24 protein-coding genes are annotated in these 25,426 nt (G+C 71.5%); 10 read left to right on the plus strand and 14 right to left on the minus strand.

What is annotated here, in order from left to right; translation table 11 throughout:
• Positions 1–29: 29 nt before the first annotated feature.
• From ABD295_RS11445 to ABD295_RS11470, 6 genes are all read right to left on the minus strand, one after another.
• Entirely contained in the window at positions 30–650 is a 621-nt protein-coding gene (locus tag ABD295_RS11445) for an SRPBCC family protein (protein WP_344303847.1), read from the minus strand.
• A complete protein-coding gene (gene cutA, locus ABD295_RS11450; RefSeq protein WP_344303848.1) occupies positions 647–3,085 on the minus strand; it encodes an aerobic carbon-monoxide dehydrogenase large subunit in 2,439 nt (812 codons plus the stop codon). The genes ABD295_RS11445 and cutA overlap by 4 nt, the downstream gene beginning before the upstream one ends.
• Positions 3,082–3,642, minus strand: a complete 561-nt coding sequence (locus ABD295_RS11455; protein WP_344303849.1) for a (2Fe-2S)-binding protein — start codon at positions 3,640–3,642, stop codon at positions 3,082–3,084. The genes cutA and ABD295_RS11455 overlap by 4 nt, the downstream gene beginning before the upstream one ends.
• On the minus strand, positions 3,639–4,454 hold the full coding sequence (locus ABD295_RS11460) for an FAD binding domain-containing protein (protein ID WP_344303850.1): 816 nt from the start codon (positions 4,452–4,454) through the stop codon (positions 3,639–3,641). The genes ABD295_RS11455 and ABD295_RS11460 overlap by 4 nt, the downstream gene beginning before the upstream one ends.
• Positions 4,455–4,461: 7 nt before the next feature.
• Positions 4,462–5,913, minus strand: coding sequence for a uracil-xanthine permease family protein (locus tag ABD295_RS11465; protein WP_344303851.1), 1,452 nt, complete (start codon positions 5,911–5,913; stop codon positions 4,462–4,464).
• Positions 5,914–6,071: 158 nt separating this feature from the next.
• A complete protein-coding gene (locus tag ABD295_RS11470) occupies positions 6,072–7,331 on the minus strand; it encodes a PucR family transcriptional regulator (protein ID WP_344303852.1) in 1,260 nt (419 codons plus the stop codon).
• Between the two features lie 131 nt (positions 7,332–7,462).
• Here ABD295_RS11470 and ABD295_RS11475 point away from each other — a divergent pair, with 131 nt between their 5' ends.
• Genes ABD295_RS11475 through tpx form a run of 4 tightly spaced genes read left to right on the plus strand, consistent with a single transcriptional unit; the run spans position 7,463 to position 11,494 of the window.
• Entirely contained in the window at positions 7,463–8,131 is a 669-nt protein-coding gene (locus tag ABD295_RS11475; RefSeq protein ID WP_344303853.1) for an oxamate carbamoyltransferase subunit AllH family protein, read from the plus strand.
• On the plus strand, positions 8,128–9,528 hold the full coding sequence (locus ABD295_RS11480; RefSeq protein ID WP_344303854.1) for an AllF/FdrA family protein: 1,401 nt from the start codon (positions 8,128–8,130) through the stop codon (positions 9,526–9,528). Before ABD295_RS11475 ends, ABD295_RS11480 begins: the two co-directional genes overlap by 4 nt.
• Complete coding sequence (locus ABD295_RS11485; RefSeq protein WP_344303855.1) at positions 9,525–10,946, plus strand: YlbE family protein; 1,422 nt, start codon at positions 9,525–9,527, stop codon at positions 10,944–10,946. Before ABD295_RS11480 ends, ABD295_RS11485 begins: the two co-directional genes overlap by 4 nt.
• Before the next feature lie 56 nt (positions 10,947–11,002).
• Positions 11,003–11,494, plus strand: coding sequence for a thiol peroxidase (tpx, locus tag ABD295_RS11490; RefSeq protein WP_344303856.1), 492 nt, complete (start codon positions 11,003–11,005; stop codon positions 11,492–11,494).
• 4 nt (positions 11,495–11,498) lie between these two features.
• On the opposite strand, the gene ABD295_RS11495 is transcribed toward tpx, so the two are convergent.
• From ABD295_RS11495 to moeZ, 7 genes are all read right to left on the minus strand, one after another.
• Entirely contained in the window at positions 11,499–11,828 is a 330-nt protein-coding gene (locus ABD295_RS11495; RefSeq protein WP_344303857.1) for an MGMT family protein, read from the minus strand.
• A 5-nt stretch (positions 11,829–11,833) separates the two neighbouring features.
• Entirely contained in the window at positions 11,834–12,352 is a 519-nt protein-coding gene (locus tag ABD295_RS11500; RefSeq protein WP_344303858.1) for a hypothetical protein, read from the minus strand.
• Positions 12,353–12,359: 7 nt separating this feature from the next.
• A complete protein-coding gene (locus tag ABD295_RS11505) occupies positions 12,360–13,655 on the minus strand; it encodes a DUF58 domain-containing protein (protein WP_344303859.1) in 1,296 nt (431 codons plus the stop codon).
• Between the two features lie 29 nt (positions 13,656–13,684).
• The gene (locus ABD295_RS11510; protein WP_344303860.1) at positions 13,685–14,662 is read right to left on the minus strand and encodes an AAA family ATPase; all 978 of its coding nucleotides are present in this window, start codon (positions 14,660–14,662) and stop codon (positions 13,685–13,687) included.
• A 3-nt stretch (positions 14,663–14,665) separates the two neighbouring features.
• Positions 14,666–15,142, minus strand: coding sequence for a hypothetical protein (locus ABD295_RS11515; RefSeq protein ID WP_344303861.1), 477 nt, complete (start codon positions 15,140–15,142; stop codon positions 14,666–14,668).
• The gene (locus ABD295_RS11520) at positions 15,139–15,897 is read right to left on the minus strand and encodes a DUF4129 domain-containing protein (protein ID WP_344303862.1); all 759 of its coding nucleotides are present in this window, start codon (positions 15,895–15,897) and stop codon (positions 15,139–15,141) included. Before ABD295_RS11520 ends, ABD295_RS11515 begins: the two co-directional genes overlap by 4 nt.
• Positions 15,898–15,964: 67 nt before the next feature.
• On the minus strand, positions 15,965–17,173 hold the full coding sequence (moeZ, locus tag ABD295_RS11525) for an adenylyltransferase/sulfurtransferase MoeZ (protein WP_344303863.1): 1,209 nt from the start codon (positions 17,171–17,173) through the stop codon (positions 15,965–15,967).
• Between the two features lie 567 nt (positions 17,174–17,740).
• Between moeZ and ABD295_RS11530 the strand changes: the two genes are divergently transcribed.
• From ABD295_RS11530 to ABD295_RS11550, 5 genes are all read left to right on the plus strand, one after another.
• Positions 17,741–20,068, plus strand: coding sequence for an immune inhibitor A domain-containing protein (locus tag ABD295_RS11530; protein ID WP_344303864.1), 2,328 nt, complete (start codon positions 17,741–17,743; stop codon positions 20,066–20,068).
• A 124-nt stretch (positions 20,069–20,192) separates the two neighbouring features.
• Positions 20,193–20,870, plus strand: a complete 678-nt coding sequence (locus ABD295_RS11535) for a TetR/AcrR family transcriptional regulator (protein ID WP_344303865.1) — start codon at positions 20,193–20,195, stop codon at positions 20,868–20,870.
• Positions 20,871–20,946: 76 nt separating this feature from the next.
• Positions 20,947–21,165 (plus strand): DUF3107 domain-containing protein, encoded by a 219-nt coding sequence (locus ABD295_RS11540; RefSeq protein WP_344303866.1) that lies wholly within the window; start codon positions 20,947–20,949, stop codon positions 21,163–21,165.
• 120 nt (positions 21,166–21,285) lie between these two features.
• Positions 21,286–22,596, plus strand: a complete 1,311-nt coding sequence (locus ABD295_RS11545) for a hemolysin family protein (protein ID WP_344303867.1) — start codon at positions 21,286–21,288, stop codon at positions 22,594–22,596.
• Positions 22,597–22,662: 66 nt separating this feature from the next.
• Positions 22,663–22,995, plus strand: a complete 333-nt coding sequence (locus tag ABD295_RS11550; protein WP_344303868.1) for a GlsB/YeaQ/YmgE family stress response membrane protein — start codon at positions 22,663–22,665, stop codon at positions 22,993–22,995.
• Here the strand turns inward: ABD295_RS11550 and ABD295_RS11555 are convergent.
• Complete coding sequence (locus tag ABD295_RS11555; RefSeq protein WP_344303869.1) at positions 22,992–23,705, minus strand: ferritin-like fold-containing protein; 714 nt, start codon at positions 23,703–23,705, stop codon at positions 22,992–22,994. The genes ABD295_RS11550 and ABD295_RS11555 overlap by 4 nt on opposite strands.
• A gap of 119 nt (positions 23,706–23,824) precedes the next feature.
• Between ABD295_RS11555 and ABD295_RS11560 the strand changes: the two genes are divergently transcribed.
• Positions 23,825–25,405 (plus strand): DEAD/DEAH box helicase, encoded by a 1,581-nt coding sequence (locus ABD295_RS11560; RefSeq protein ID WP_344304053.1) that lies wholly within the window; start codon positions 23,825–23,827, stop codon positions 25,403–25,405.
• Positions 25,406–25,426 lie beyond the last annotated feature (21 nt).

A 25,426-nucleotide genomic window follows, 5' to 3' on the forward strand; every position in this document is an offset into this window, starting at 1 on the left:
GGACCGGCCGGCCGGGGAATCTCCGGGGGTCATCGCCGGCGTCCGAGGCGGCCAGCCAGCACGCCGAGCAGCACCAGCCCCGCCCCGACGGCGATGCCCTTGAGGAAGTCGTCCTGCGAGGAGATGCCGGCGCGCGCAGGCGCGGTGAAGACCTGTCCTGCAGCGGGAGCGGCCGCGACCTGGCCGGGGGCCGCTGCCTCCTCGACAGCGCCACCGCCCGACAGCGTGGCCGCGACGTTGCCGAAGAACTCCCCCGCCATCCGGCGCGAGACCGAGGCCAGCATCCGCTGACCGACACCGCCCACCATGCCGCCGACGACGGCGTCGGCGGAGTAGGAGATCGTCGTGGACCCCTCGGCCTCGGCGAACGACACGTCGACGGTCGCGTCGACGGTGCCGGGCGCGCCCGCGCCCTGCAGCCTCATCACCAGCGACTCGTGGGGCTGGAGGTCCGAGAGCGAGCAGGAGCCTGCGTACGTCCCCTTGATGGCCGCCACGCCAGCGGTGACGGTCATCGCGTAGGCGTTCTCGCCCGTCGCCTCGAGCCGCTCGCACCCTGGGATGGTGCGCACCAGGACGGCCGGGTCGAGCAGCGCGTCCCAGACCTGCGCGGCGGGGTAGGGCACGGTGTTGCTGCCGGTGATCTTCATGAGACCCCTTCGTCGACGGGGTCTCCTGAAGGTCGATGCACGACCTCCTCGACCACCGGAGCTGAGCGGGCCTGCCGGAGCGCGAACAGCTCCGACGGCGAGATCGGCATGCTGGTCAGCGCGAAGCCCTCGGCGTCCGAGATCGCGGCCGCGAAGACCGCCGCGGACGGGATCACTCCCGCCTCCCCCGCGCCCTTGATGCCGAGCGGGTTCAGCGGCGACGGCGTCTCGAGGTGGTCGATCTCGATCGACTCGGGCACCTCGGTGACGTAGGGCATCAGGAAGTCCATGAACGACGCGTTGAGCAGCTGCCCCGACTCGTCGTAGGCCATCCGCTCGTAGAGCGCGCCCCCGACACCCTGCGCGACGCCGCCGTGGATCTGCCCCTCCACGATCATCGGGTTGATCAGGTGTCCGCAGTCGTGCACGACGGCGTACTTCAGGATCTTGATCTCCGCGGTCAACGGGTCGGTCTCGACGATCACTGCGTGCATGCCCGACGCGAAGGTCGACCGCGACGGCGAGTAGAAGTCGCGACCCTCGAGCCCCGGCTCGTCGTCCTCCGCCACCGGCGGCTTGCCGGGGTCGCCCACGGAGAACTGCGTGGCGGCCTTGGACGCCTCGTCGAAGGCGTAGCGCAGCGGGTTGGACAGCACCGCCACCGTGCCGAGGTCGATCGAGGCGCCGGTCCCCTTGACAGAGACGACGCCGTCAGCGATCTCGAGGTCGGCCTCGTCGGCCTCGAGCGCCTCGGCCGCGATCCGCAGCGCCTTCTCCTTGGCCCGCAGCGCCGCGAGGTGCACGGCCGACCCGCTCATCACCGCCGCGCGCGAGGCGAAGGTGCCGACGGCGTACGGCATCTTGCGCGTGTCACCCGTGGTGACCTCGACGTCCTCGAAACGTACGCCGAGCGCGTCGGCCACGATCTGCGCGAAGACGGTCTGGTGGCCCTGTCCCTGGGTGGTGAGGCCGGTGGCGACCTTGACGCGGCCGGACGTCTCGATGTGCACGTGCGCGCCCTCGTAGGGCCCGACGCCGGTGCCCTCGACGTAGCAGGCGAGGCCGATCCCGACCCGTCGACCCTGCGCGGCCATCTCGGCCTTGAAAGCGGGGAACTCGTCCCAGCCGATCAGCTCCTTGATCTTCACCAGCGACGCGGGGTAGTCGCCAGAGTCGTACTCGAGCTCGCGGCCGTCCTGGAAGATCAGCCCCTGGTCGAAGGGGAACTCGTCGGGCTGGATGAAGTTGGCCGCGCGCACGTCGGTGCGGTCCTTGCCGAGCGCCTCGGCGATCGCGTCCATGGTCCGCTCCATGACGTAGCAGCCCTGCGGCCGCCCGGCTCCCCGGTAGGGCGTCACCATCACCGTGTTGGTGTAGAGCGACTCGAAGCGCACGCGGTAGACGTCGGGCTTGTAGGGCCCGAGCAGCTGGGTCGAGGTGATGATCGGGACGATCAGGCCGTAGGGCGTGAACGCTCCGTGGTCGTGCCAGAACATCACGTCGAGCCCGAGGATCCGGCCGTCGTCGTCGAAGCCGACGGTCACCTCGTGCACCTGCCCGCGCTCGTGGGCCGACGAGATGAAGTGCTCCCGGCGGTCCTCGGTGAACTTCACCGGCCGGCCGAGGGTCTGCGCCGCCAGCGGCACCAGCAGCTCCTCGGGCCAGGGGTGGTTGATCTTCACGCCGAAGCCGCCGCCGACGTCGGGGGTGATCACGTCGACCTGGGCGAGGTCGAGCCCGAGCTTGGCCGCCACGCAGCCGCGGACGCCGGTGGACGTCTGGGTCGACGACCACACGGTCAGCCGGGACGTGTCGGGGTCCCACCGCGCCACCACTCCCCGGCCCTCCATCGGAGTGCAGGCGGACCGCTCGATGGTGAGGTCGAGCGAGAGCCGGTGCTGCGCCGCGGCCAGGGCGGCCTCGACGTCGCCGGTGTTCTGCTCCATCCGCGCACCGACGTTGTCGGGCACGTCGGCGTGCACCAGGTGCTGGGCCGCACGGGCGGCAGCGATGCCGACCACGGGCGGCAGGAAGTCGTAGGTGACCTTGATCCTGGACAGCGCGTCCTCGGCGACGTAGCGGTCGTCGGCCACGACGAAGGCGATCGCCTCGCCGACGTAGTTGACCTCGTCGGCCGCCAGCGCGTGCTGGGTGCGGCCCTGGGTCAGCGTCGGGTGCGGGATGAGCAGCGGCAGCGGCTCGGCCATCGCCCCGGTGAGGTCGTCGTAGGTCCACACGAGGTGCACGCCCTCGAGGTCGAGGACCTCGTCGACGTCGATCTCGACGATGCGCGCGTGGGCGTGCGGCGAGCGCAGCACAGCGGCGTGCAACGTGTTGGTGCCGACCAGGACGTCGTCGACGTAGCGGCCCTTGCCGCGCAGGAACCGCTGGTCCTCGGTGCGCTTGACGGGAGTTCCGAACAGCTTGGTGGTCATGCGTTGCCGCCTGGGTCCCGTGACGGTTGCTGCGCAACCTCCTCGACCACCGGTGAGCGGGCGAGCTCGGCGGCCCGGAGGACGGAGGCGACGATGTTCTGGTAGCCCGTGCAGCGGCACAGGTTGCCCGCGATCATGTCGCGGGCCTCCTCGAACGTCGGGTCGGGGTTGTCGCGCAGCCCAGCGGTGATCGTGGTGAGGAAGCCGGGGGTGCAGAAGCCGCACTGCAGGCCGTGGCAGTCGGCGAACGCCTGCTGCACCGGCCCGAGCTTGCCCTGGGGCGTGCCGTCGTCCTCGGTCAGGCCCTCCACCGTGGTGATCTGGACGTCCTGCGCGGAGACCGCGAGCATCAGGCAGCTGCGCACCGGCCGCCCGTCGACCAGGACCGTGCAGGCGCCGCAGACGCCGTGCTCGCAACCGACGTGGGTTCCGGTCAGGCCGCAGTCGTGCCGCAGCGCATCGGACAGCAGTCGGCGCGCCGGCACCCGGACCGCGTGCGGGGCGCCGTTGACGTGCAGCACGACGTCGTGCCGCTCCTCCGGTTCCGTGGCGCTCACGCGGCCAGCTCCCGGGCACTCGCGACGACCTGGGCCGTGAGCACACGCACCAGGTGCGCGCGGTAGTCCGCGGACGCGTGGATGTCGTCTGCGGGGTCGAGGCGCTCCAAGGCGCGCTCGCCCAGCTCGCCCTCGGGGACGCCGCTGAGGTCCACCACCGTGGGCAGGTCGGCCACGGACAGGTAGCCGACCCGCACGCTCTCGCCGTCCACCAGCGCCGCGACACCGACGAGCGCGTAGTCACCGTGCCGCCGGGCGATCTCACGGAACGCCACGCCCACACCGGCGCGCAGGGCGGGGAAGAACGCCTCCACGGCGATCTCGTCGCTCGCCACCGACGACTCCAAGGGGCCGACGAAGAGGTCGTCCGCCGCCACCGTGCGCCGCCCGGAGGGCCCGACCACGTCGACCGATCCACCCAGGAGCCGCAGCACCATCGGCATCTCCGCGGCGGCGTCGGCATGCACGAGCGAGCCGACCGTGGTGCCGCGGTTGCGGATCGTCGGGTGCGCGACGTGCTCCAGGGCCAAGGCCACCAGGGGCTGCACGCGTCGTACGTCGGCGGACGCGAGGACGTCGGCGTGCCGGGCCAGCGCCCCGATGCGGACGCCCTCCTCGTCACATCGGACCTGGTCGAGGTCGGGCAGCGCGTTGATGTCGACGAGGGCCGCCGGTGCGGCCAGCCGCATCGAGAGCAACGGGACCAGCGACTGGCCCCCGGCCAGCACCTTCGCCCCCGGGGTCCCCGCGAGCGCGGCGACCGCCTCGTCGAGCGTCCTGGGACGCCGGTAGGCGAACGGTGCGGGCTTCACGGAGCTCCTAGAGGTCGTCGCGGTGAGGCTTGGCGTGGTCCTCCACGTGCGCACCAGGGTGGCCGACCGACAGCATCGTCCCTCCGTGGTCGTCGCCAGGAGCGATGACCCGGGCGAGGTGATAGCCGGCCACGACCACGACGGTACCCAGCGCGATGCCGGTGAGCGAGAAGTCGTCGGTGAACTTCAAGGTGCTGGCGGGCACGATGCCCAGGATGATGCCCGCGGAGATCGGCACGAGGTTCACCGGGTTGGCGAAGTCGACGCCGTTCTCCTTCCAGATCTTGGCCCCGAGGAGCCCGATCATGCCGTACAGCACGAGCGTGATCCCGCCGAGGACGGCCGGCGGCGTCGCGTTCACCATCGCCCCGAACTTCGGCACCAGTCCGAGCAGGATGGCCACGATCGCGGCGACGAAGTACGCAGCGGTCGAGTAGACCCGGGTGGCGGCCATGACGCCGATGTTCTCGGCGTACGTCGTGGTGGGTGAGCCACCGACACTGGAGGTGAGGACGGTCGCCACTCCGTCCGCGGCGACGGCCCGCCCCATCACCGGGTCGAGGTCGGTCTTGGTCATCTCCGCCACGGCCTTGACGTGACCGACGTTCTCGGCGACCAGGGCGATGACCGCCGGGAGCACCAGCAGCGTGAACGTGAGCGAGAAGCTGGGGAGGTGCCAACCGACCTCCCCGAGGTTGCCCGCCTCGGTCTGGTTGCCCACGAGGCCCTCGACGGTTCGTGAGGGGAAGCCGAACCAGTCGGCGTCGCGGACCGTGCTCCAGTCGACGCGCAGGTGCGGGCCGGGGTCTGCCGAGGCGGGGGTGGGCAGCGAGGTCTTCCCGAACACGATGTCCGCGAGCCAGGACAGGACGTACCCGAAGACCAGCCCGAGGAAGATCGCGATCCGGCCCAGGAAGCCCCGGAAGCCGACGGCCATCAAGATGACGGCCGTCATCGTGATGATCGCGACCCACGGGTCGGACGGCATGTAGGTCAAGGCAGCGACGGGAGCCAGGTTGAAGCCGATCAGCATCACCACGGCACCGGTGACGACCGGTGGCAGGACCGCGTTGACCACACCCGAGCCGAGGAAGTGGATGATCGCGCCGACCGCGGCCAGGACGATGCCGGCCACGAGGATGGCGCCGGTGACGTCCTCGGGACCGCCCTGCTGCGCATAGATCGCGCCGGCCCCACCGACGAACGAGGCGGACGTGCCGAGGTAGCTCGGCACCTTCCCCTGGACGATCAGCAGGAAGCAGATCGTGGCGATCCCGCTCATCATGATGGCGAGGTTGGCGTTCAGCCCCATGATGATCGGGAAGACGAACGTCGCTCCGAACATCGCGATCACGTGCTGGGCACCAAGGCCCACGGTCTTGCCCCAGGCCAGCCGCTGGTTCGGCGCGACCGCCTCACCTGGAGCTGGATCGACTACGTCCCACTTGAACATCGACATGGCGTTGCTCCCTGCTACTAGATGCAGTCTCCCGAGCCGGATCGAGTTGGTGCGGTGCTGAAGTTAGTGCCGCCCATCACACACCCTCATGGGCAGGAAGTGCTGAAGGCAGGCCGCCCGGGGTTGTCAGAACGTGCGGCGCGTGGGGCCGAGGAATCTCACCGGGTCACGTCCAACGCCCGGAGCGCGACCGAGACGTCCAGTCGCAGGTGCGGGTCGCGCGAGAGCGGACCGAGCAGACGCTCGAGCTTGCCGACGCGGTAGCGCATCGTGTTGTAGTGGAAGAACTGCAGCCGTGCGGCCTCGGCGACGTTGAAGTTGGTGTCGAGCAGCACCTGCAGGGTGGCGCGCAGGTCGGCCGCCTCCTCGGTGTCGTCGGCGAGCGGGCCCAGCACGTCACGGACGAAGGCCTTGATCTCGGCGCCGTCCGGCACCAGTGCGAGGAGCCGGTGGATGCCGAGCTGGTCGAAGTACGTCGTGGACCGCGGCCCGTGCACCTTGCGGCCGATCTCGACCGCACGGCGGGCCTGGGCGTAGGCGGTCGGCAGGTCGACCTGCGTCGTCGCCACCCGGCTGACGCCGACCGAGAACGACCGTCGCCCCCCACCTCGGTCGCCCGCGACCTCGTGGACGGCGCGCTCCACGAGCGCGACCGGCGCGGTCGACCCGCCGGGGTCGACCGGCAGCAGCGTCACGACCTCCGAGGAGAAGTCCGCGCTCGGGATCCCGGGGCCGAGGTCGCGGCTGACGCTGCGCCAGGCCCGCGAGAACCGCTCCTGCCAGGCCCGCCGCTGCGTCTGGGACACGGGCTCCTCGTCCGGCGCGGGGTCGAGCTCGGCGCAGACGACCAGGACGGGTCGGGTCAGGTCCCAGCCGTACGACGTCGCGTGCTCGACGACGAACCCCGGCTCGCCCGCGCGCCCGAGGAAGACGTCGCGGAGGAAGTCGCCGCGGTACTTGTCCTCGACGGCGGCGACCGCCTGCTCGCGCGTGATGACCAGCGCGGCGACCGTGGTCACCCGCTCGAGAGCGTGCGCGTCGTCGTCACCGATCGAGCCGTCCAAGCGCACGCACACGAGCCGGCCGAGGTCGGCGCCGCCCGCCCCGATCCGCAGCACCCGGAGCTCGCCGGCTCCCAGCTCGACGCCCTCGGGCGAGCCCCGCTCCACCCGGATGCGTCCGGTGTCGTCGAGCAACCCCTGGTCCTCCAGCAGGCGCTGGACAGCGCCCTCGGTCCCGCCGGACGCGGTGACCCGGCCGTCGCTGGTGGTGACCGCGAAGCCGAGGTCGAGGACGCCGGAGACCTCGTCGGCGATCCGGGTCAGGTCCGCGCCGTCGAGGACCAGCTGGGTGAGCGTCGTGTGGAGCGCGTCCACGCGCGCCCAGGCCGAGCTGAACGGGAGCGTCTCACCTGTCACAACGTGCACCACCCGAGGGGGTTTCGTTGGCAGGAGTCCACATCGGAGCAGGGTAGCCGCGACGCTAGCGTGAGGGCCATGAGCCCAGCGTCGAGCCGGTGGTGAGCCCATGGTGACCTCATGGTGACCTCATGCTGATTGCCGTCCCGGCCGCCGCGACGCCCCGCCTGCGCGACCGGCTCTCTGCGGCGCCCGACGGCCCTCTCCAGGTGCTGCACCGGGGCCCGCAGGCGGTCTACCTCGTCCTCGACGACGGTCGAGAGCAGTCGGCGCTCGGCATCCTCGCCGAGGGCGCGGTGTGCGTGCCCAACGGCCTCCGGACCGCGCTCCCCCGTCTCGACGCCCTCGACCTGTCGGCGCCGGGGGTCGCCGGGGGTGAGCTGCGGTTGGGCGAGCAGACGCTGCGCATCGCTCGACTGGTCGACGCGTCAGCGCCGCGCGTGGTCACGGCCGGTGGCGACGCCTCGAGGGCGCACGCGATCCTGGCCGGCATCGGGCGCGGCGACGGTCTGACGCCGTACGGCGACGACGTCGCCTGCGGCTGGCTCGCGACCCGTCACGCCGCAGGGCTGGCCGTCCCGGGTGCGCAGGTTCGCGCCGCTGCGCGGCGTACGACGCTGCTGTCCGCCACGCTCCTGGACGCCGCGCTCCACGGTGAGGTCGTCCCTGAGTTCGCGGCCTGGCTGGCCTCGCGGTCCGTCGAGGACGAAGCCGCGCTGCTCGCGGTCGGCGCTTCCTCGGGCCGCGGCCTGCTGGAGGGAGCCCGGATCGCATTGGGCGACCTGGTGGTCGCCGCATGACCGTGCACGTCGAGCTGCGGCCCGGCGCGTACGCCGACTCGGTCGCCCTGCTCCAGGTCAGCCGCCTGGTGGCCGGCACTCCGGGCGTGGAAGCCGCTCAGGTCGCGATGGCCACCGAGCTGAACGTCGAGGTGCTCGGTCAGATGGGCTTCGAGGTGCCGGCCGCGGCCACCGCCAACGACATGGTCGTCGCGATCAGGCTGGCCGACGACGCTCCCGACGACGCCCTGGCCGCCGCCCTGGCCGCGGTCGCTGCCGCGCTGACGGCGCGAGCGGCCGCCACCACGTCAGAGGTCGCCCCGCCCAGGACGACCGCCGCCGCCCTTCGGATCACCCCGGACGCGTTCACGCTGGTGTCCGTGCCGGGGGCCAGCGCTCTGGTCGAGGCCGTCGACGCCCTCGACGCCGGCCGCGACGTGATGCTCTTCAGCGACAACGTGCCCCTGGAGCAGGAGGTGGCACTCAAGCGGCTGGCCACCGAGCGCGGGCTGCTGGTGATGGGCCCGGACTGCGGGACGGCCGTCCTCGGCGGCCTCGGGCTGGGCTTCGCCAACGCCTGCCGGCCCGGGCCGGTCGCCCTGGTCGCCGCGTCGGGCACCGGCTGCCAGCAGCTCCTCGCCCTGCTCGATCACGCGGGCGTCGGCGTCACGCACGCGCTCGGTGTCGGCGGGCGCGACCTCTCCGCCGAGGTGGGCGGGCTCTCCACCCGCGAGGCCACCCGGCGGCTGGACGGTGACGACTCCGTCGAGCTCGTCGTGGTCGTGTCGAAGCCGCCTGCTCCTGAGGTGGCCGCCGACCTGACGACGTACCTCGACGGGCTCGCCACCCCCGTCGAGCTCGGCCTCCTCGGGGCCGGGCAGCCCGACCTGACGGCAGTGACGGAGCGGGTGCTCGGCCGGCTGGGTCGCGACGTGCCGTCCTGGCCGGTCCGGGGCGCGGTGCGCGCCGACGCCCGAGCGGGACTGCTGCACGGGCTCTTCGTCGGCGGCACCCTGTGCACCGAGGCGCGGCTGATCGCCGAGGCGGCGCTGGGTACCGACGCGATCGCGTTCACCGACTTCGGGGACGACGAGTTCACCAGGGGCCGGGCGCACCCGATGATCGACCCGACCCTGCGGCTGGAACGGCTGGCCGACGTCGCCGGCTCCGCAGGTGTGGTGCTGGTGGACGTCGTGCTCGGCCACGGCGCCGAGCCAGATCCCGCTGAACGCCTCGCGCCGGCGGTGGCCGCGGTCAGCGGCGACGTGCCCGTGGTGGTCAGCGTGGTCGGCACCGCCGCCGACCCCCAAGGCCTCGAGCGGCAGGTCGCCGCGCTCGCGGACGCCGGCGCAGAGGTGCACCTGTCCAACGCCGGCGCTGCGCGCCGGGCCGTCTCGTTGAGGGAGTCCGTCCGATGAGCTCGATCGGGCTGTCGACGCCGCCCCACGTCGTCAACGTCGGCGCCGACCTGCTCGCCGAGACCGTCGCCGGCCAGGCGGTGCCGGTCACGAACGTCGACTGGCGTCCGCCGATGCCCGGCACCGAGGCCGACCTGGCGACCGTGGCGCTCGACCCGCTCCGCCGTGACGCCAACGCGCGCGCCCTCGCCGCCGTCCTCGACGTCCGCGCGCGACTGGTCGATGTCGCGCCCGCCTCCGAGCTGCTGGGCCTGGAGCGCGGGCAGTTCCTGCACGCCGGCCCGCCGATCGACTGGGCACGCGCGGCCGGCCCGCTGCGGGGAGCCCTCATGGGTGCCGCGGCCCTCGAGGGTCTCGTGTCCGACCCCGAGGACGCCGTCGCGCTCTTCGAGTCGGGCTCGTCGGTGTCGTTCGAGCCGTGCCACCACAGGTCCGCGGTCGGGCCGATGGCCGGCGTGGTGTCGCCGTCGATGTGGATGTGGGTGCTGGAGGACGACGCCTCCGGGCGGCGTACCTACTGCACCCTCAACGAAGGGCTCGGCAAGGTGCTCCGGTACGGCGCCTACGGACCCGAGGTGCTCGAGCGGCTGCGCTGGATGACCGACGTGCTGGGGCCGCTGTTCAAGACGGCGGTGCAGGAGGCAGCCGAGCCCGTCGACGTGACGGGCATCCTCACCCAGATGCTGCAGATGGGCGACGAGGCCCACAACCGCAACCGCGCCGGCACGCTGATGCTGCTGCGCGACCTGGGCCCGTCGATGGTGACCAGCGGGGCGGCACCCACCGACGTCGCCGAGGCGCTCCGCTTCGTGGGTGGCAACGACCACTTCTTCCTCAACCTCGCGATGCCGGCCTGCAAGCTCGCGCTCGACGCCGCCCGCGGCAGCGACGGATCGACCATGGTCGTGGCGATGGCCCGCAACGGCACCGACTTCGGCATCCAGACCGCCGGCACCGGCGACGAGTGGTTCACGGGGCCCGCCCAGCTGGCCGACGGCCTCTACCTCGGCGACTACGGCCCCGACGACGCCAACCCCGACATCGGCGACTCGGCCATCACCGAGACCGCGGGGATAGGCGGCTTCGCCATGGCCACCGCCCCTGCGATCGTCCGCTTCGTGGGCGGCTCGGTGCCCGACGCGCTGGCGACCACCCGGCGGATGCACGAGATCACGCTGGGCGAGAACCCGCGCTGGACGATCCCGATCCTGGAGTTCCAGGGCACGCCGACCGGGATCGACGTGACCAAGGTCTGCCGCACCGGGATACTCCCGCAGATCAACACCGGGATGGCCGGCAAGGTGGCCGGCGTCGGTCAGGTCGGCGCCGGACTGGTGACCCCGCCTGCCGAGATCTTCCCGAAGGCGCTCGCCGCCCTCGCCCGGCGTACGCGGGCTCGCGCCTCAGCCCAGGGCTGAGGCTCAGCTGTTGGGCCCTCACGCTCACCCAGCCACCGCACTGCTAGGAATGACGCATGGCAACCACCGCTCTCGGAGACACCCCTGTCCACACCGTCGGCGAGCCCCCGACGGTCGGCTCGCAGGCACCCACGTTCGAGCTGACCGGCAACGACTTCGAGAGCGTCACGCTCCCGACCGGCACCCGGGTCGTGCTCAACATCTTCCCCAGCGTCGCGACCGGCGTCTGCAGCGCGAGCGTACGGCGCTTCAACGAGCTGGCCGCGAGCCTCGACGACACCACTGTGATCAACGTGTCGAAGGACCTTCCGTTCGCGCTGGCCAGCTTCTGCGGCGCCGAGGGCATCGACAAGGTGACGACGGCGTCGGCCTTCGCCTCGACCTTCGGCTCCGACTACGGCGTCGAGATGACCGACGGCAAGTGGCGCGGCCTCCTGGCCCGCACGGTCGTCGTCGTCGACCGCGACGGCAGCGTCCTGCACAGCCAGGTCACGCCGACGATCGGCGAGGAGCCCGACTACGACGCAGCGGTGGCCGCTCTGGGCTGACCGGTCAGGTCGGCTGCCAGAAGGCAGCGACCAGGTCGACGGCTCCCGAGGGCCGCAGCGGCGTGCCCTCCTCGAGGTAGGCCTGCTGGGCCTCTCCCAGGTGGCTGGGCGGCAGCGAACCGTCGGCGCGCACCACCCGCCACCACGGGACCGGGCCGCCGTGCCTGGCCATCGTGGCGCCGACCTGCCGCGGTCCGCCGCGGCCGACGTGCTCCGCGATGGCGCCGTACGTCGTGACCCGGCCACGCGGAATGCGCTCGACGGTGGCGAGCACGGCCTCGATGTAGTCCTCCTTCTCGGTCCGGCCGTCGAGCTGGTCGCTCTGGGGGTCCATCGGCATCATCGCTCCACGCCCACGCCGTCGCGCCGCGCCAGCATCACGGAGGCAGCGAGCATGGCGGCGAGCGCCGCGGCCAGCCCCACCGCCCACATGCCGTCGGGTGCAGGTTGGTCGCGCACCCACACCGCCAGCCCGAAGACGAGGGGCGCGGCCAGGTACACCGACGCACCGCGACGGACCCACAACCAGAAGGTGGGACCGTCGAGCTGGAGCTGAGGCGGGCCGTAGGACAGCAGGACCGCGGCGACGTGGGCGGCGAGCAGCGCAGCGGCGGCCGGCAGTGCCCAGACGTCGAGTCCTTCGCGCAGCCCGACGCCCCACCACACGATGACGGCGACGATGACCGCGGCTCCCGCCACGCTCTCGGGGAACGCCGCCCAGCCCAGGCCGAGCACCAGCACGAGCACCACGAGCCAGCCGGGAGCGCCCTCCCCCGCACCCGCCGTGCACAGCAGGGCCGCGAGCGGCGACAACGCGACCAGCACCCTCAGGACCCAGGTCGAGGTCCTGGCTCTCATGGTGCCCTCATCGGGCACCCACCTGGGGCAGCTGGGCGCGCCGGGCCAGCCGGCGCAGCACCTCGTCCACGGTCCCCGGCCCACGCCACACCACGACGGGACAGCCGGTGGCGGCCAGGCTGTCGAGCAGGTCGTCGCGCTCCATCCGGCGCATCCGCCACGCCAGGTCGGCGACGTCCTTGGCGACGCCCGGCCGCTCTGCGGGCCGGACGTCGGGCGGCAGGGTGTCCACCACCATGATCGGGAGGCCCCTCCGGACCAGCGTGGCGATCACCAGGAGCATCGCCTCGTCCAGCAGCGGCGTCAGCACCACGACGACGGTGCCGGGAGCGGCGCGGAGCTTGATCCGGTCGGCGGCGAGGTCGGGCGGGATGCCCGGCCGGACCTCGGCCAGCGTCCCCAGCAGCACCCGGTGGTGCCGGGCGCCCGCGCCGTACCCCACGAACTGCCCGCTCGGCCCGACGACGCGCAGCCCCACCCGGTCGCCGGTGCGGCTGAAGTGCTCGGCCAGTCCGGCGGCGGCCCGCACCCCGAGGTCGAGGCTGCTCGGATCACCGTCGACGCCGCCGGAGCTCCCGTAGTCGCCGAGCGCGTCGAGAAGGACGAGCACGGCCGAGTCCTCCTCCGCCCGGGTGCTCACGACGTGCAGGTCCCCGGTGCGCAGGGAGACCCGCCAGTTGATGCGGCGCAGCCGGTCCCCCACCGCGAACGGCCGGATCCCCGAGAACTCCGAGCCACTGCCGACCCGACGCGACCGGTGTGCCCCGACGAGCCCCTGCGGCTGCGGCATCTCGGCCCGCGAGTCGAACGGCGCCCTGCCGGGCAGCGTCTGCACCAGCGAGCCGACGAGGTCGACCGGCCCCCAGCGCCAGCCTGCCCACCGGCTCGTCAGCGCCACCAGCTCGATCGCAGGCCGTCGCGGACCCCATCGACGCGGGCTGAGCTCGAGGTCGAGGCTCTGGGACGGGTCGCGCAGCAGCCGGCCGACCACACCGCCAGCGGGGTGCAGGGCGACGTACGGCGCCTGGCCGCTCACCCGCGCGACGTGCTCGACCCCGGCCCCGTCGCGGACCCGGAGCCGGGACACGGTGCCCTGACCCTCGTGCAGGGTCCGGTGGTCCAGCTGGACCGAGACCGACGGCTCGGTGCGCGGCAGCAGGCACAGGCCGATGGCGGCGCTGATCGCGAAGGGCGCCCCGAGCACCACCAGCACCGGGTCCCCGAACACCACGGCGAGGGCGAGGGCCGCCGCTGCCACGATGACGGCGCGACCCAGCGCCGGGGTCGCCTGCCAGCTCGTCATGTCGCCCTCATGTCGCCCTCAAGTCGCCCTCAAGTCGCTCGGAACGCCTCGAGGGTCGTGGGCGTCGGCACCGAGCCGATGACCGCGTCGACGACCCGCGCGCCGGATGCCTCGGTCATCCACAGCTCCGGCTTGACGGTGATGCGGTGCGCGAGCACCACCCGGGCGACCGCCTTCACGTCCTCGGGCACGACGTAGTCACGGCCGCGGAGCACCGCGAATGCCCGCGCCGTCAGCACCAGCGCCAGCGAGCCCCGCGGCGAGGACCCGGTCAGCACCTCGTGGTGGCGCCGGGTCGCCTCGGCGAGGGACACGCAGTAGCGGCTCACGCTGTCGTCGACGTCCACGGTCTCGACGGCCGCCTGCAGCGCCAACAACCCGGCGGCGTCGGTGACCCGATCGAGCACGATCTCCTCGCGCTGCCGGGCGAGCCTGTTGGTGACGACCGTGTGCTCCTCCTCGGCAGAGGGGTAGCCGAACGACACTCGCAGCAGGAAGCGGTCCAGCTGCGCCTCGGGCAGCGGGTAGGTGCCTTCGTACTCGATCGGGTTGGCGGTCGCGAGCACGTGGAACGGCTCGGGCAGCAGGAAGGTCTCCCCCTCGACGGTGACCTGTCGTTCCTGCATCGCCTCGAGCAGCGCCGACTGGGTCTTCGGCGGGGTCCGGTTGATCTCGTCGGCGAGCAGCAGCCCCGTGAACAGCGGGCCCTTGCGGAAGTGGAACTCCGCGTCGCGCTGGTCGTAGACGAACGACCCGGTCAGGTCGGCGGGCAGCAGGTCGGGGGTGAACTGCGCGCGGGCGAAGTCGAGGCCGAGCGCTTGGGCGAACGACCTCGCGGCGAGGGTCTTGCCGAGCCCAGGGAAGTCCTCGAGCAGCACGTGGCCCTTCGCGAGGATGCCGGCCAGCACCAGACGCAGCGCGCCGCGCTTGCCCACCACGGCCTTCTCGACCTCGGTGAGCACGCGCCCGGCAGCCTCGCCGGCCTCCTTCACGACAGCAGACGACATGGGTCAGAGCTCCTCGATGCGAGTGACGTGACGAGTGATCTCGGCGACGGACATCCGCCGGGGCGGTCCGTCGAGCGTGCCGGCCAGGTCGGCGCCGAGCAGGTCGCGGGCCTCCGCCCCCGACGGACCGTCCCGATGCAGGCCGCGCTTGGCCAGCCGTCTGTCGGCCAGCGCCGCGAGGCGGTCCCGCAGCCCGGCGTCGGCCGTGCTGGAGGTCAGGTGTCCCTCGAGGGTGCGCAGGTACGCCGCCAGCCGCGGGTCGAGCTGCCCCTCGGTGACCAGCGGATCGGAGTAGACGTTCCACGCCGCGCCCCCGTCGACCAGGACGTCGCTCACCAACCACGCGGCGGCCATCGCCAGGGTGGTCAGCAGGGCCAGCCGGACCGGGTGCGGGTCGTAGTCGAAGATCGAGAGCAGGGTGTAGAGGGTCACCACCGCCGTGGCGAGCACGCCGAGTCGGAGGGACCAGCGCGCGGTCACGACCGGCTCCCCGTCGTACGACGACCCAACGACGCGTGGATCTGGCCCAGCAGCTCGACGGCACGTTCCCGCTGCCCCTCGGCGACCTCGTGCTCGCTGAAGCGAGCCTCACGGAAGAGCTCGGCCAGCGCCGACACGGCAGAGGTGTCGGCGCGCACCATCTCCAGGATCCGCAGGGCGAACTCCGAGGAGGTCTCCCACGGAAGCGGATGCACGCCGGCCTGCTCGGCCTGCCGCTCGAAGTGCGCCCAGCACGCGACGATTCCGTTGCGGGGCGTGCCCTCGCGCAGGGACGCGAGCTGAGCGGCGGCGTCGCCCGCGATCGCGGTGGCGACCGCGTCCTCGGCGCCCGGCGCGTCCACGACGTCGAAGTCGACGTGCTCACGACGCTGGCGGCGGCGCAGCCGGAACCTGCCCAGCTCCTTCCACGCCTCGCGCAGCGCCAGGGCGGCCACGGCGAGGACGACGACCACGAAGAGCACGAACAGGCCCGTCATCAGGATGTTGAGGAACAGCGGCAGGTCGTCGGGCTGGGAATTGCCGCTGGTGGCGGTCGCCGAGGGCGACTCGGACGACTCCGTGGGCGAAGGGCTCCCGAAGTTCGCCAGCCCGCCTCCCCGCAGGACGTCACCGGGACCGATCGAGGCAGCCACGGTCACCAGCAGGACGAGCAGCAGCGTCACGGCGACGACGGCGACGACGGCGGCCCGCCGGCCGTCGTACACCGTTTCCGTGCCCGCGCTCCCGTCCCGCACGGCACCGAACCTAACCCGGTCGCTGCTGCGCACGACCGCCCGGACCGGTCACGGTCCGGTCACGGTCTCAGTACGCCGGCTGCGACGGGTCGATCTGCCGCACCCACGCGGAGACACCGCCGCCGACGTGGACGGCGTCGGAATAGCCGGCACCCTTCACGATCGCCAGCGTCTCGGCCGAGCGCACCGCGGTCTTGCAGTACATGACCACCTGCTTGCCGGAGTCGACCGAGGGCAGCTGCTCGATGGCCGAGCCGTTGAGGAAGTCGCCCTTCGGGATCAGCACCGAGCCCGGGATCTTGTTGATCTCGTACTCGTTGGGCTCGCGCACGTCGACCAGGACGAAGTCGCGGCCGCCCTCGTCGCGCTCCTTGAGCATGTGCTCGAGCTGGACGACCGAGATGGTGGCGCCGGCCGCGGCCTCCGCGGCCTCGTCGGAGAGCGCACCGCAGAAGGTGTCGTAGTCGATCAGGTCGGTGACCGTCGCGTGCTCACCGCACAGGGCGCAGTTCGGGTCCTTGCGCACGCGGAGCTTGCGCCACTCGAGCTCGAGGGCGTCGTAGATGACGAGCTTGCCGACCGCCGGGTCACCGATGCCGGTCAGCAGCTTGATCGCCTCGTTGACCTGGATCGAGCCGATGCTCGCGCACAGCACGCCCAGCACGCCGCCTTCGGCGCAGCTGGGGACCATGCCGGGCGGCGGCGGCTCGGGGTAGAGGCAGCGGTAGCACGGCGCGTCCTCGGCCAGGGTCGGCGCGAACACCGAGGCCTGGCCGTCGAAGCGGTAGATCGAACCCCAGACGTAGGGGATCCCGAGGAAGTACGCCGCGTCGTTGACCATGTAGCGGGTCGCGAAGTTGTCGGTCCCGTCGAGGATCAGGTCGTAGCCGCGGAAGACCTCGAAGACGTTGTCGTTGTCGAGCCGCTCCTCGTGGAGCACGACCTTGACGTAGGGGTTGGCCTCGAGCACCGACTCCTGGGCCGACTGCGCCTTGGACTTCCCGATGTCGGACTGCCCGTGGATGATCTGGCGCTGGAGGTTGGACTCGTCCACCTCGTCGAACTCCGCGATGCCGATCGTGCCGACGCCGGCCGCGGCGAGGTAGAGCAGCGCGGGGCTGCCCAGGCCACCGGCGCCGATCACCAGCACCTTGGCGTTCTTGAGCCGCTTCTGACCGGCCATGCCGACGTCCGGGATGATCAGGTGCCGGCTGTAGCGGCGTACCTCGTCGATCGTCAGCTCGTCGGCGGGTTCCACGAGCGGCGGCAGACTCACGGTGGGGGCTCCTCTTGGGTCGATCGGCAGCAGGTTTGCAGGCGACTTGCATGGATGCGAACGCCGCAAGACCACTCCATGTTCCCGCAGGTTCCGCGCGTGCCTGCCGCCGAGCCACCGTGTCCCGACATCCGGACCAGGACTCCAGGAGTCGCGCGTGTCTCGCCGACACGCCGGGAAGTCGCAAGTTACCCATCGGGAACCCTTGCCTCGGACGTGCTCGGGACGAGATCGTCGCTCCAGCAGTTCCGGACCTTCCGGACGAGCCCGTACAGCCGTGTGCACCACGTCTTCCCCCCGACGAGCACGTCCCGTCCGTGACGCGCCGCATCGTTCCGGGGGGAATGCACCGGGAGGGGTCTCGCGAGGGGCCCCTCCCCGCATTTCCGGCCTTCTTCTTCGGGCCGTCTCTCCCGTCCTCCCGCTTGGGAACGACAAATGTTGCTGCTAACCCTTGTCTCTGGTCGCCATTCGGGGCGAAGGTGATCGACGGCCCGTCGATCTTGCGGTCATCACGACTCAGCGTGCGAGGGGCCTCTCGGAGTCGCCCACACGAAAGGCACGTCCTTGCTCAAGCTGTCATCAGGCCTGCTCGCGGGAACCGCGACGTTGGCCCTGGGCACCGCCCTGCTCGGGCCGATCGCCCTGAGCCCGACCATGCTGGCACCCGCGCAGGCCGCCCCCGACCGGGGTTCCGACCAGCGCGTCACCCACCGCCCCGACAACCGACCGGGCCCGCTCACCAAGCGTGAGCAGAAGCGCAAGGCCAAGGCCCTCGCCCTGCTGCACAACGGCGCCGCGAAGATGAAGCCGCAGCGCGGCGGCGGCGCCACCGTCAACCTCGGTGACGGCACGGAGGTCGAGTTCGCGGTCGCCAAGACCGACAAGATCTTCACCGTGCTCTCGGAGTTCGGCACCGAGGGCTCGGGTCGCTTGGGCCGCGCGCCCGGCCCGCTGCACGGCGACATCCCCGAGCCGGACCGCGACGTGGACAACTCCACCACGTGGGCCCCTGAGTACGACACCGCCTACTACGACGAGCTCTTCAACGGCTCCGGCGAGTCGATGAAGTCCTACTACGAGGCCCTGTCCGGCGGCGCCTACAGCGTCGACGTGACCACCACCGACTGGGTGCAGGTGCCCGGCAACGCCTCGACGTACGGCGACAACGCCGTCGAGGACTTCGGCGGCTCCTGGGCGTTCATCGACGACTCCGTCGACGCGTGGTACCAGTCCCGCATCGATGCGGGCGACACCACCGAGGAGATCGACGACTACCTCGCGCAGTTCGACGAGTGGGACCGCTACGACTTCGACGAGGACGGCGACTTCAACGAGCCGGACGGCTACCTCGACCACTTCCAGGCCGTGCACGCCGGTGAGGGCGAGGACGCCGGGGCCGACCCCGACGCCATCTGGTCGCACCGCTGGTACGTCAACGGCGACCAGTACGGCGTCACGGGCCCGACCGCGCGCGACGGCGAGAACCTCTCGGGAGGCGCGCAGATCGGCGACTCGAGGTACTTCGTCGGCGACTACACCGTGGAGCCGGAGAACGGCGGCCTGGGCGTCTTCGCCCACGAGTTCGGCCACGACCTCGGCCTGCCGGACTTCTACGACACCAACGGTGGGGAGAACGGCACCGCGTTCTGGACCCTCATGTCGTCCGGCTCGTGGCTCGGCCACGGCGAGGCCGCCGACCAGGGCATCGGCACCACTCCCGGCCTGATGGGTCCGGAGGAGAAGCTCTTCCTCGGCTGGCTCGACTACAGCGAGGTCGACGCGGGCGAGAGCGGCACCTACACGCTCAGTCCCTCGCAGAACACCGTCGACGGTCAGGACCAGGCCATCAAGGTCAACCTGCCGCCGTCCTCGCGGACCGACGACTACGTCGTCCCGCCCGCCGGCGACAACGTCTGGTGGTCGGGTCGCGGTGACGACCTCAAGCACACGCTGACCCGCGTCGTCCCTGCGGGCGGCTCGGTCACGGTGAGCGCGGACCTCTGGTACGACATCGAGGACGGCTACGACTTCCTCTATGCCGAGTACTCCGCCGACGGCGGGAACCACTGGACCCAGCTCGGCAAGCCGATCACCGGTGCCGGCACCAAGTGGGCCTCGAAGAAGTGGTCCTACAAGTCCGGCGGCGCCGAGACGCTCTTCCGGTTCCGCTACGCCACCGACGGTGGCGTCAACGAAGCAGGCGCGTTCCTCGACGACATCACGGTGAAGTCGTCGGCGGGCACGGACGTCGACGGTGCGGAGACGCCCGCCGAGGAGAGCGCGTGGACGGCGTACGGCTGGGCGCACTCGACCGGGACCGAGACGGTGAACTCCGAGCGCTACTACCTGCTCGAGAACCGCCAGTACGTCGGCTACGACGCGACGCTCGCTGAGGGTCCCTACCAGTTCTCCGAGGCGTTCACCCGGCCGAACTGGGTCGAGTTCTTCAAGTTCCAGGACGGCATGCTCGTCTGGCTGGTGGACCAGGGCTACACCGACAACAACGTCAGTGAGGCCGGCCGGCTCGGCATCGGCTACGCCCTCCCGGTGGACTCGTTCCCGAACTCGCTCACCTACGAAGACGGGACCAGCCCGAGCAACCGGCGGGAGCCGTTCGACGCGACCTTCGGCCTCGACACCGTCGACCCCACCTGCCTGCACAAGCAGGTCGCGACCGACAAGAAGGGCACCACCTTCGAGACCGTCGCGGCCTGCGCCGGTGGGGTGCCGCAGAAGAGCACCTTCGTAGACTCCGCACCGGACGCGTACTACGACGCCGACGCACCGCAGAACTCGGTGAAGATCCTCGGTACCGACCTCACGGCCGAGGTCGTCGACGAGCTCGACACCGGCTCGATCGTCGTCGACGTCGACTACCCGGCAGCCGGCTGAGCAGCCGCAAGAACGGCACGTAGACAGGAGGGGTCCCGCGCCTGACACGGCGCGGGACCCCTCGCTACGTGCGGGTAGCATTCGCGACGACCGTCGGCAGAACGAACCGAACAGGGAGACACACGTGAGTGGGACCGGACTCCACGGCGTGGACGAGCAGAAGCCCCGCGGCGGGCGTCTCCCCCGCAAGCAGCGGCGCGTCCAGCTCCTGGAGTCGGCGCTCGACGTGTTCGTCCGGCAGGGTTACCACGCCGCCGCGATGGACGACATCGCCGAGCGCGCCGGCGTCTCCAAGCCGGTGCTCTACCAACACTTCCCCGGCAAGCTCGAGCTCTACCTCGCGCTGCTCGACGCCTCCTGCGAGCTGATCGTCGACAACTGTCGCGCGGCTCTGGAGTCCACCCATGACAACCGCCTCCGGGTCGAGGCGACGATGGACGTCTTCTTCACCTACGTCGCCGGCGACTCCGGTGCCTTCCGGCTGGTCTTCGAGTCCGACCTGACCAACGAGCCCGCGGTGCGCGAGCGCGTCGACCGCGTGACCAACGAGTGTGCGGCGATGATCGCCCACGTGATCCGCGAGGACACCGGCCTGCCCGACGAGGCCTCACAGCTGCTCGCCGTCGCCCTCGTGGGAATGGCCCAGGTCAGCGCGCGGTTCTGGCTCTCGGAGAAGGGCGCCATCCCCCAGGGCGCAGCGGCCTCGCTCGTCGCAGGTCTGGCCTGGCGCGGAATTCGCGGCTACCCCCTCACCGACGAGCCCGACAAGCCCGAGAAGCCCGAGAAGCACGAGCAGCACTGAGCACCACCCACCGAGCTCACCCACCCGAGCTCACCCACCCGAGCTCACCCACCCAGCCAGCCCAGAAGGAGTCCACGTGGAGGTCAAGATCGGCATCCAGCACGCCCCGCGCGAGCTGACCGTCGACTGCCAGGAGGACCAGCAGACCGTCGAGTCGAAGGTCACCGCCGCCCTGCCAGACGGCGTGCTGAGCCTCACCGACACGCGGGGTCGCAAGATCATCGTGCCCGGCGACCGGATCGCGTACGTCGAGATCGGTGGCGGCGTCACCGGAACCGTCGGGTTCCGCTCCTGATCCTCCGCTCCTGATCCTCCACCCCTGATCCTCCACTCCTGATCCTGTGGGCCTGGTCTTCCGACCCTGATCAGCCGGCCCGGTCTCTTGGGGTGGCCCCGCTAGGGTGGTGCCTCGCCCATGGACACCCAGACCTTCGTCAGCCTCGGCCTCGTCGTCCTGTTCGTCATGTTCGGTGGTGTCTTCGCCGCCACGGAGATCGCGCTCGTCTCCTTGCGCGACAGCCAGATCACCCAGCTCTCGCAGCAGGGTCCGCGCGGCGCCCGGGTGGCCGAGGTGGCGCGCAACCCCAACCGCTTCCTGGCCGCCGTGCAGATCGGCGTCACGGTCGCCGGCTTCTTCTCCGCGGCGTACGGCGGCTCGACCTTGGCGCCCGACGTGGCGCCGTACCTCGAGAACCTCGGCCTGCCCGAGGACGCCGCGTCCACGACCGCGCTGGTCCTGATGACGCTGCTGATCGCCTACCTCTCCCTGGTCCTCGGCGAGCTGGTGCCCAAGCGCCTCGCGCTGCAGAAGGCCGCGCCGTTCGCGACGCTCGTCGCACCACCGCTCGACCGCTTCGCCACGCTGATGCGCCCGGCCATCTGGCTGCTGTCGGTCTCGACCGACGCGCTCGTCCGGCTGCTGGGCGGCGATGCCACCGCGACCAGCGAGGAGGTCTCGGAGGAGGAGCTGCGCGAGCTCGTCTCGACGCACGAGGGCCTGCGAGACGAGGAGAAGCGGATCGTCGGCGACGTGTTCGCGGCGCGCACCACGTCCCTCAAGGAAGTGATGCGCCCGCGTGGCGAGGTCGACTTCGTCGCCGCCGACGAGCCTCTCGTCGAGGCGGCGCGGCGGATCCGCGACCTCCCGCACTCGCGCTACCCCGTCATGGACGACGGCTTCGACGACATCGTCGGCTTCCTGCACGTGCGCGACCTGCTCGGCGTCGGCGACGACGACAGGCGGGTGGTGCGCGACGTCGCGCGCGAGGTGCTGCGGCTGCCGTCGACCAACAAGGTGCTGCCGACCGTCGGGGTGATGCGTCAGCGCGGCATCCACCTCGCGGTGCTGGTGGACGAGTACGGCGGCACCGACGGCATCGTCACGCTCGAGGACCTGGTCGAGGAGATCGTCGGCGAGATCCGCGACGAGTACGACCCGCCCGAGGCGGCCGAAGGCGCCCACGGTGTCTCGTCGTACGACGCCGGCCTGAGCATCGAGGACTTCGCCGAGCTCGCCGGCGTCCACCTCCCCGACGGCGACTACGAGACGGTCGCGGGACACGTCATCTCCCAGCTGGGCCGGATCGCGGAGGTCGGCGACGCCGTCGAGGTCGTGAGCAACGGACGGGCCTACCGCATCGAGGTCGCCGCGACGGCAGGCACCCGGCTGACGCGGGTCACGTTGGTGCCGGTCACGCACCCACAACCGGACACCCAGGGCGCCTGATCGCCGATCGACCCTCACACCCGTACAGGTGTTGGAGAACCGCCTGGACCCAGCGATGCTCGAAGAATGGACATGAACCTGCTCGCGGCGAACGCCAACAACTGCAAGGACGCCTGGAGCATCGGCGCCCTCCTCGTGCTGCTGCTGGGCGGTGTCATCATCGGACTGCTGGGCAAGTTCCTGGCGCCCGGCAACCGGGACAACATCCCGCTCTGGCTGACGATCGTCTGCGGCATCGTCGGCATCCTCCTCGGCAACCTGCTCTACACCTCGCTCGGCGGGAGCTGCGAGACGAAGGGCGTCGACTGGTTGCGCCACTTCGTCCAGATCCTCACCGCTGCGGTGCTGGTCGTCATCGCCGCCACCGTCACCGGTCGGTCGAAGAGCCGGGTCCTCTAGGGGTTCAGGCCCAGCCGGGCCATCCGCTCGGCGTGCCGCTCGGTCAACCGGTTGAACATCCGCCCGATGGCGGCGAGGTCGAGGCCCGGACGGTCGATGCCGCCGGCCAGCAGCGCGGTGAGGGCGTCGCGCTCGGCGGCGACCCGCTGCGCCTGGCTCAGCGCCTCGCCCATCAGCCGGCGACCCCACAGCGCCAGGCGGCCGCTGAGCCTCGGGTCGGCAGCGATGCCGGCCCGGACCCGGTCGACCACGAACTCCGACTGACCCGCGTCGGCGAGGGACGTGATGATCAGGTCGCGGGTGTCGGCGTCGAGGTATGCCGCGATCTCGCGGTAGAAGTCGGCGGCGAGCCCGTCGCCGACGTACGCCTTGACCAGGCTCTCGTACCAGTCCGACGGCGCGGTGTGCTCGTGGAACTCGTCGATGGGCTTGCGGAACGGGGTCATCGCGAGGAACGCGTCGGCGCCGATCTCGGCCAGGCGGGCCCGCAGCGGCTGCAGGTGACCGAACTCCGCGGCCGCCATCGCCGACAGCGCGACCTTGTCCTCGAGGTTGGGAGCAAGCTTGGCGTCGTCGGCGAGCCGCTCGAAGGCCGACAGCTCGCCGTAGGCGATCACCGCGAGCAGGTCGACCACGGCCTCGCGGTACGCCGGGTCGTCGAACGCGCGCGAGCCTGACGACACGGCTGATTCGACCGGAGATTCAGCCATGCCTCGACCCTACCGATAGACTGACACTCGACAGTGCCGCCCACTCGCTCGCGGGCGGCCCCTGCGATCAACCCGTGCGACACCCGCCCCAGCAGCTTCGGGGGTTGCGGCGTCGCGGCATGTGCGCGGCTGAGGAGCTCAGCCGCAGACGACGATTCGGCTGCATCTGGCTGACCTTCACCGAAAGCGACATAGCGATCACTACCTTCCGAGAGCTCGGGGTGCTCCCCGAGATTTGCGACGCGCTCGAACGCGCCGGCATCACCACCCCCTTTGCCATCCAGGAGATGACCCTGTCGGTCGCCCTGATGGGCACCGACCTGATCGGCCAGGCCCGCACGGGCACCGGCAAGACCCTGGCCTTCGGCATCCCCGTCCTGCAGCGCTCCGTCGCCCAGCACGACCCCGACTACGCCGAGCTGCCGCAAGGCAAGCCGCAGGCGCTCATCGTGGCCCCGACCCGCGAGCTCGCGCTCCAGGTCTCCAACGACCTCCACCTGGCCAGCAAGGACCGCGGCCTGCGCGTGCTGACCGTCTACGGCGGCGTCGGCTACGACACCCAGCTCGACGCGCTGCAGGCCGGCGTCGACATCGTCGTCGGCACACCGGGCCGCCTGATCGACCTGATGAACCGCAAGGCGCTCGACATCTCCCACGTGCACGCGCTCGTCCTCGACGAGGCCGACGAGATGCTCGACCTGGGCTTCCTGCCCGACGTCGAGCGGCTGCTGCGCCAGACGCCCGAGACGCGCCAGACGATGCTCTTCTCCGCGACCATGCCGGCCGCGATCGTGGCCCTGGCACGCACGCACATGCGGCACCCGATGAACATCCGCGCGGAGTCGTCCTACGACACCACGATGGTCCCGGCCACCGCGCAGTTCATCTACCTCGCCCACGACCTCGACAAGCCCGAGATCATCGGACGCGTGCTGCAGGCCGAGGACGCCGGCAAGATCATCGTCTTCACCCGCACCAAGCGGGCCGCCCAGCGGGTGGCCGACGACCTCGCCGAGCGCGGGTTCGCCACCTCGGCGCTGCACGGCGACATGGCCCAGATCGCCCGCGAGAAGGCCCTCACGAAGTTCCGCGAGGACAAGCTGCGGGTGCTCGTCGCCACCGACGTGGCGGCTCGCGGCATCGACGTGGCCGGCGTCTCGCACGTCATCAACTACAGCTGCCCCGAGGACGACAAGGCCTACGTCCACCGCATCGGTCGCACCGGCCGTGCGGGCGCCTCGGGCATCGCGATCACCTTCGTCGACTGGGCCGACCTGCACCGCTGGAAGATGATCAACAAGACCCTCGACCTGCCCTTCGACGAGCCGGTGGAGACCTACTCCACCTCCGAGCACCTCTTCCACGACCAGGGCATCCCGCCGGGCACCAAGGGTCGCATCAAGGACCCGGAGCCGCAGGCGGAGAAGCCGCGCAGCGACCGCTCCGGCCGTGGCGAGCGGTCCGGTCGTGGCGGCGAGCGGACGAGCGAGCGTCCTGCGCGCAACCGGAGCCGCAGCCGCACCCGGAGCGGTCAGCCGCTCGACGGCGGGAGCGCGGCGCCCGTGACCGCGTCGGTCGCGACTGTCGCAGCGGAGGCCGGCGACGGCGAGTCGCGTCCCGCGCGCAGCCGCAGCCGCCGACGCCGCCGCAGTGGCGGCGCAGGCGGCGAGGGAAAGCCCGCAGCCGCCGAGACCGCCTGAGCCTGGGCGGTCCGGCGTCGT

The sequence above is a fragment of the Nocardioides bigeumensis genome, from assembly GCF_039531755.1.
GTDB classification, from domain to species: Bacteria; Actinomycetota; Actinomycetes; order Propionibacteriales; family Nocardioidaceae; genus Nocardioides; species Nocardioides bigeumensis.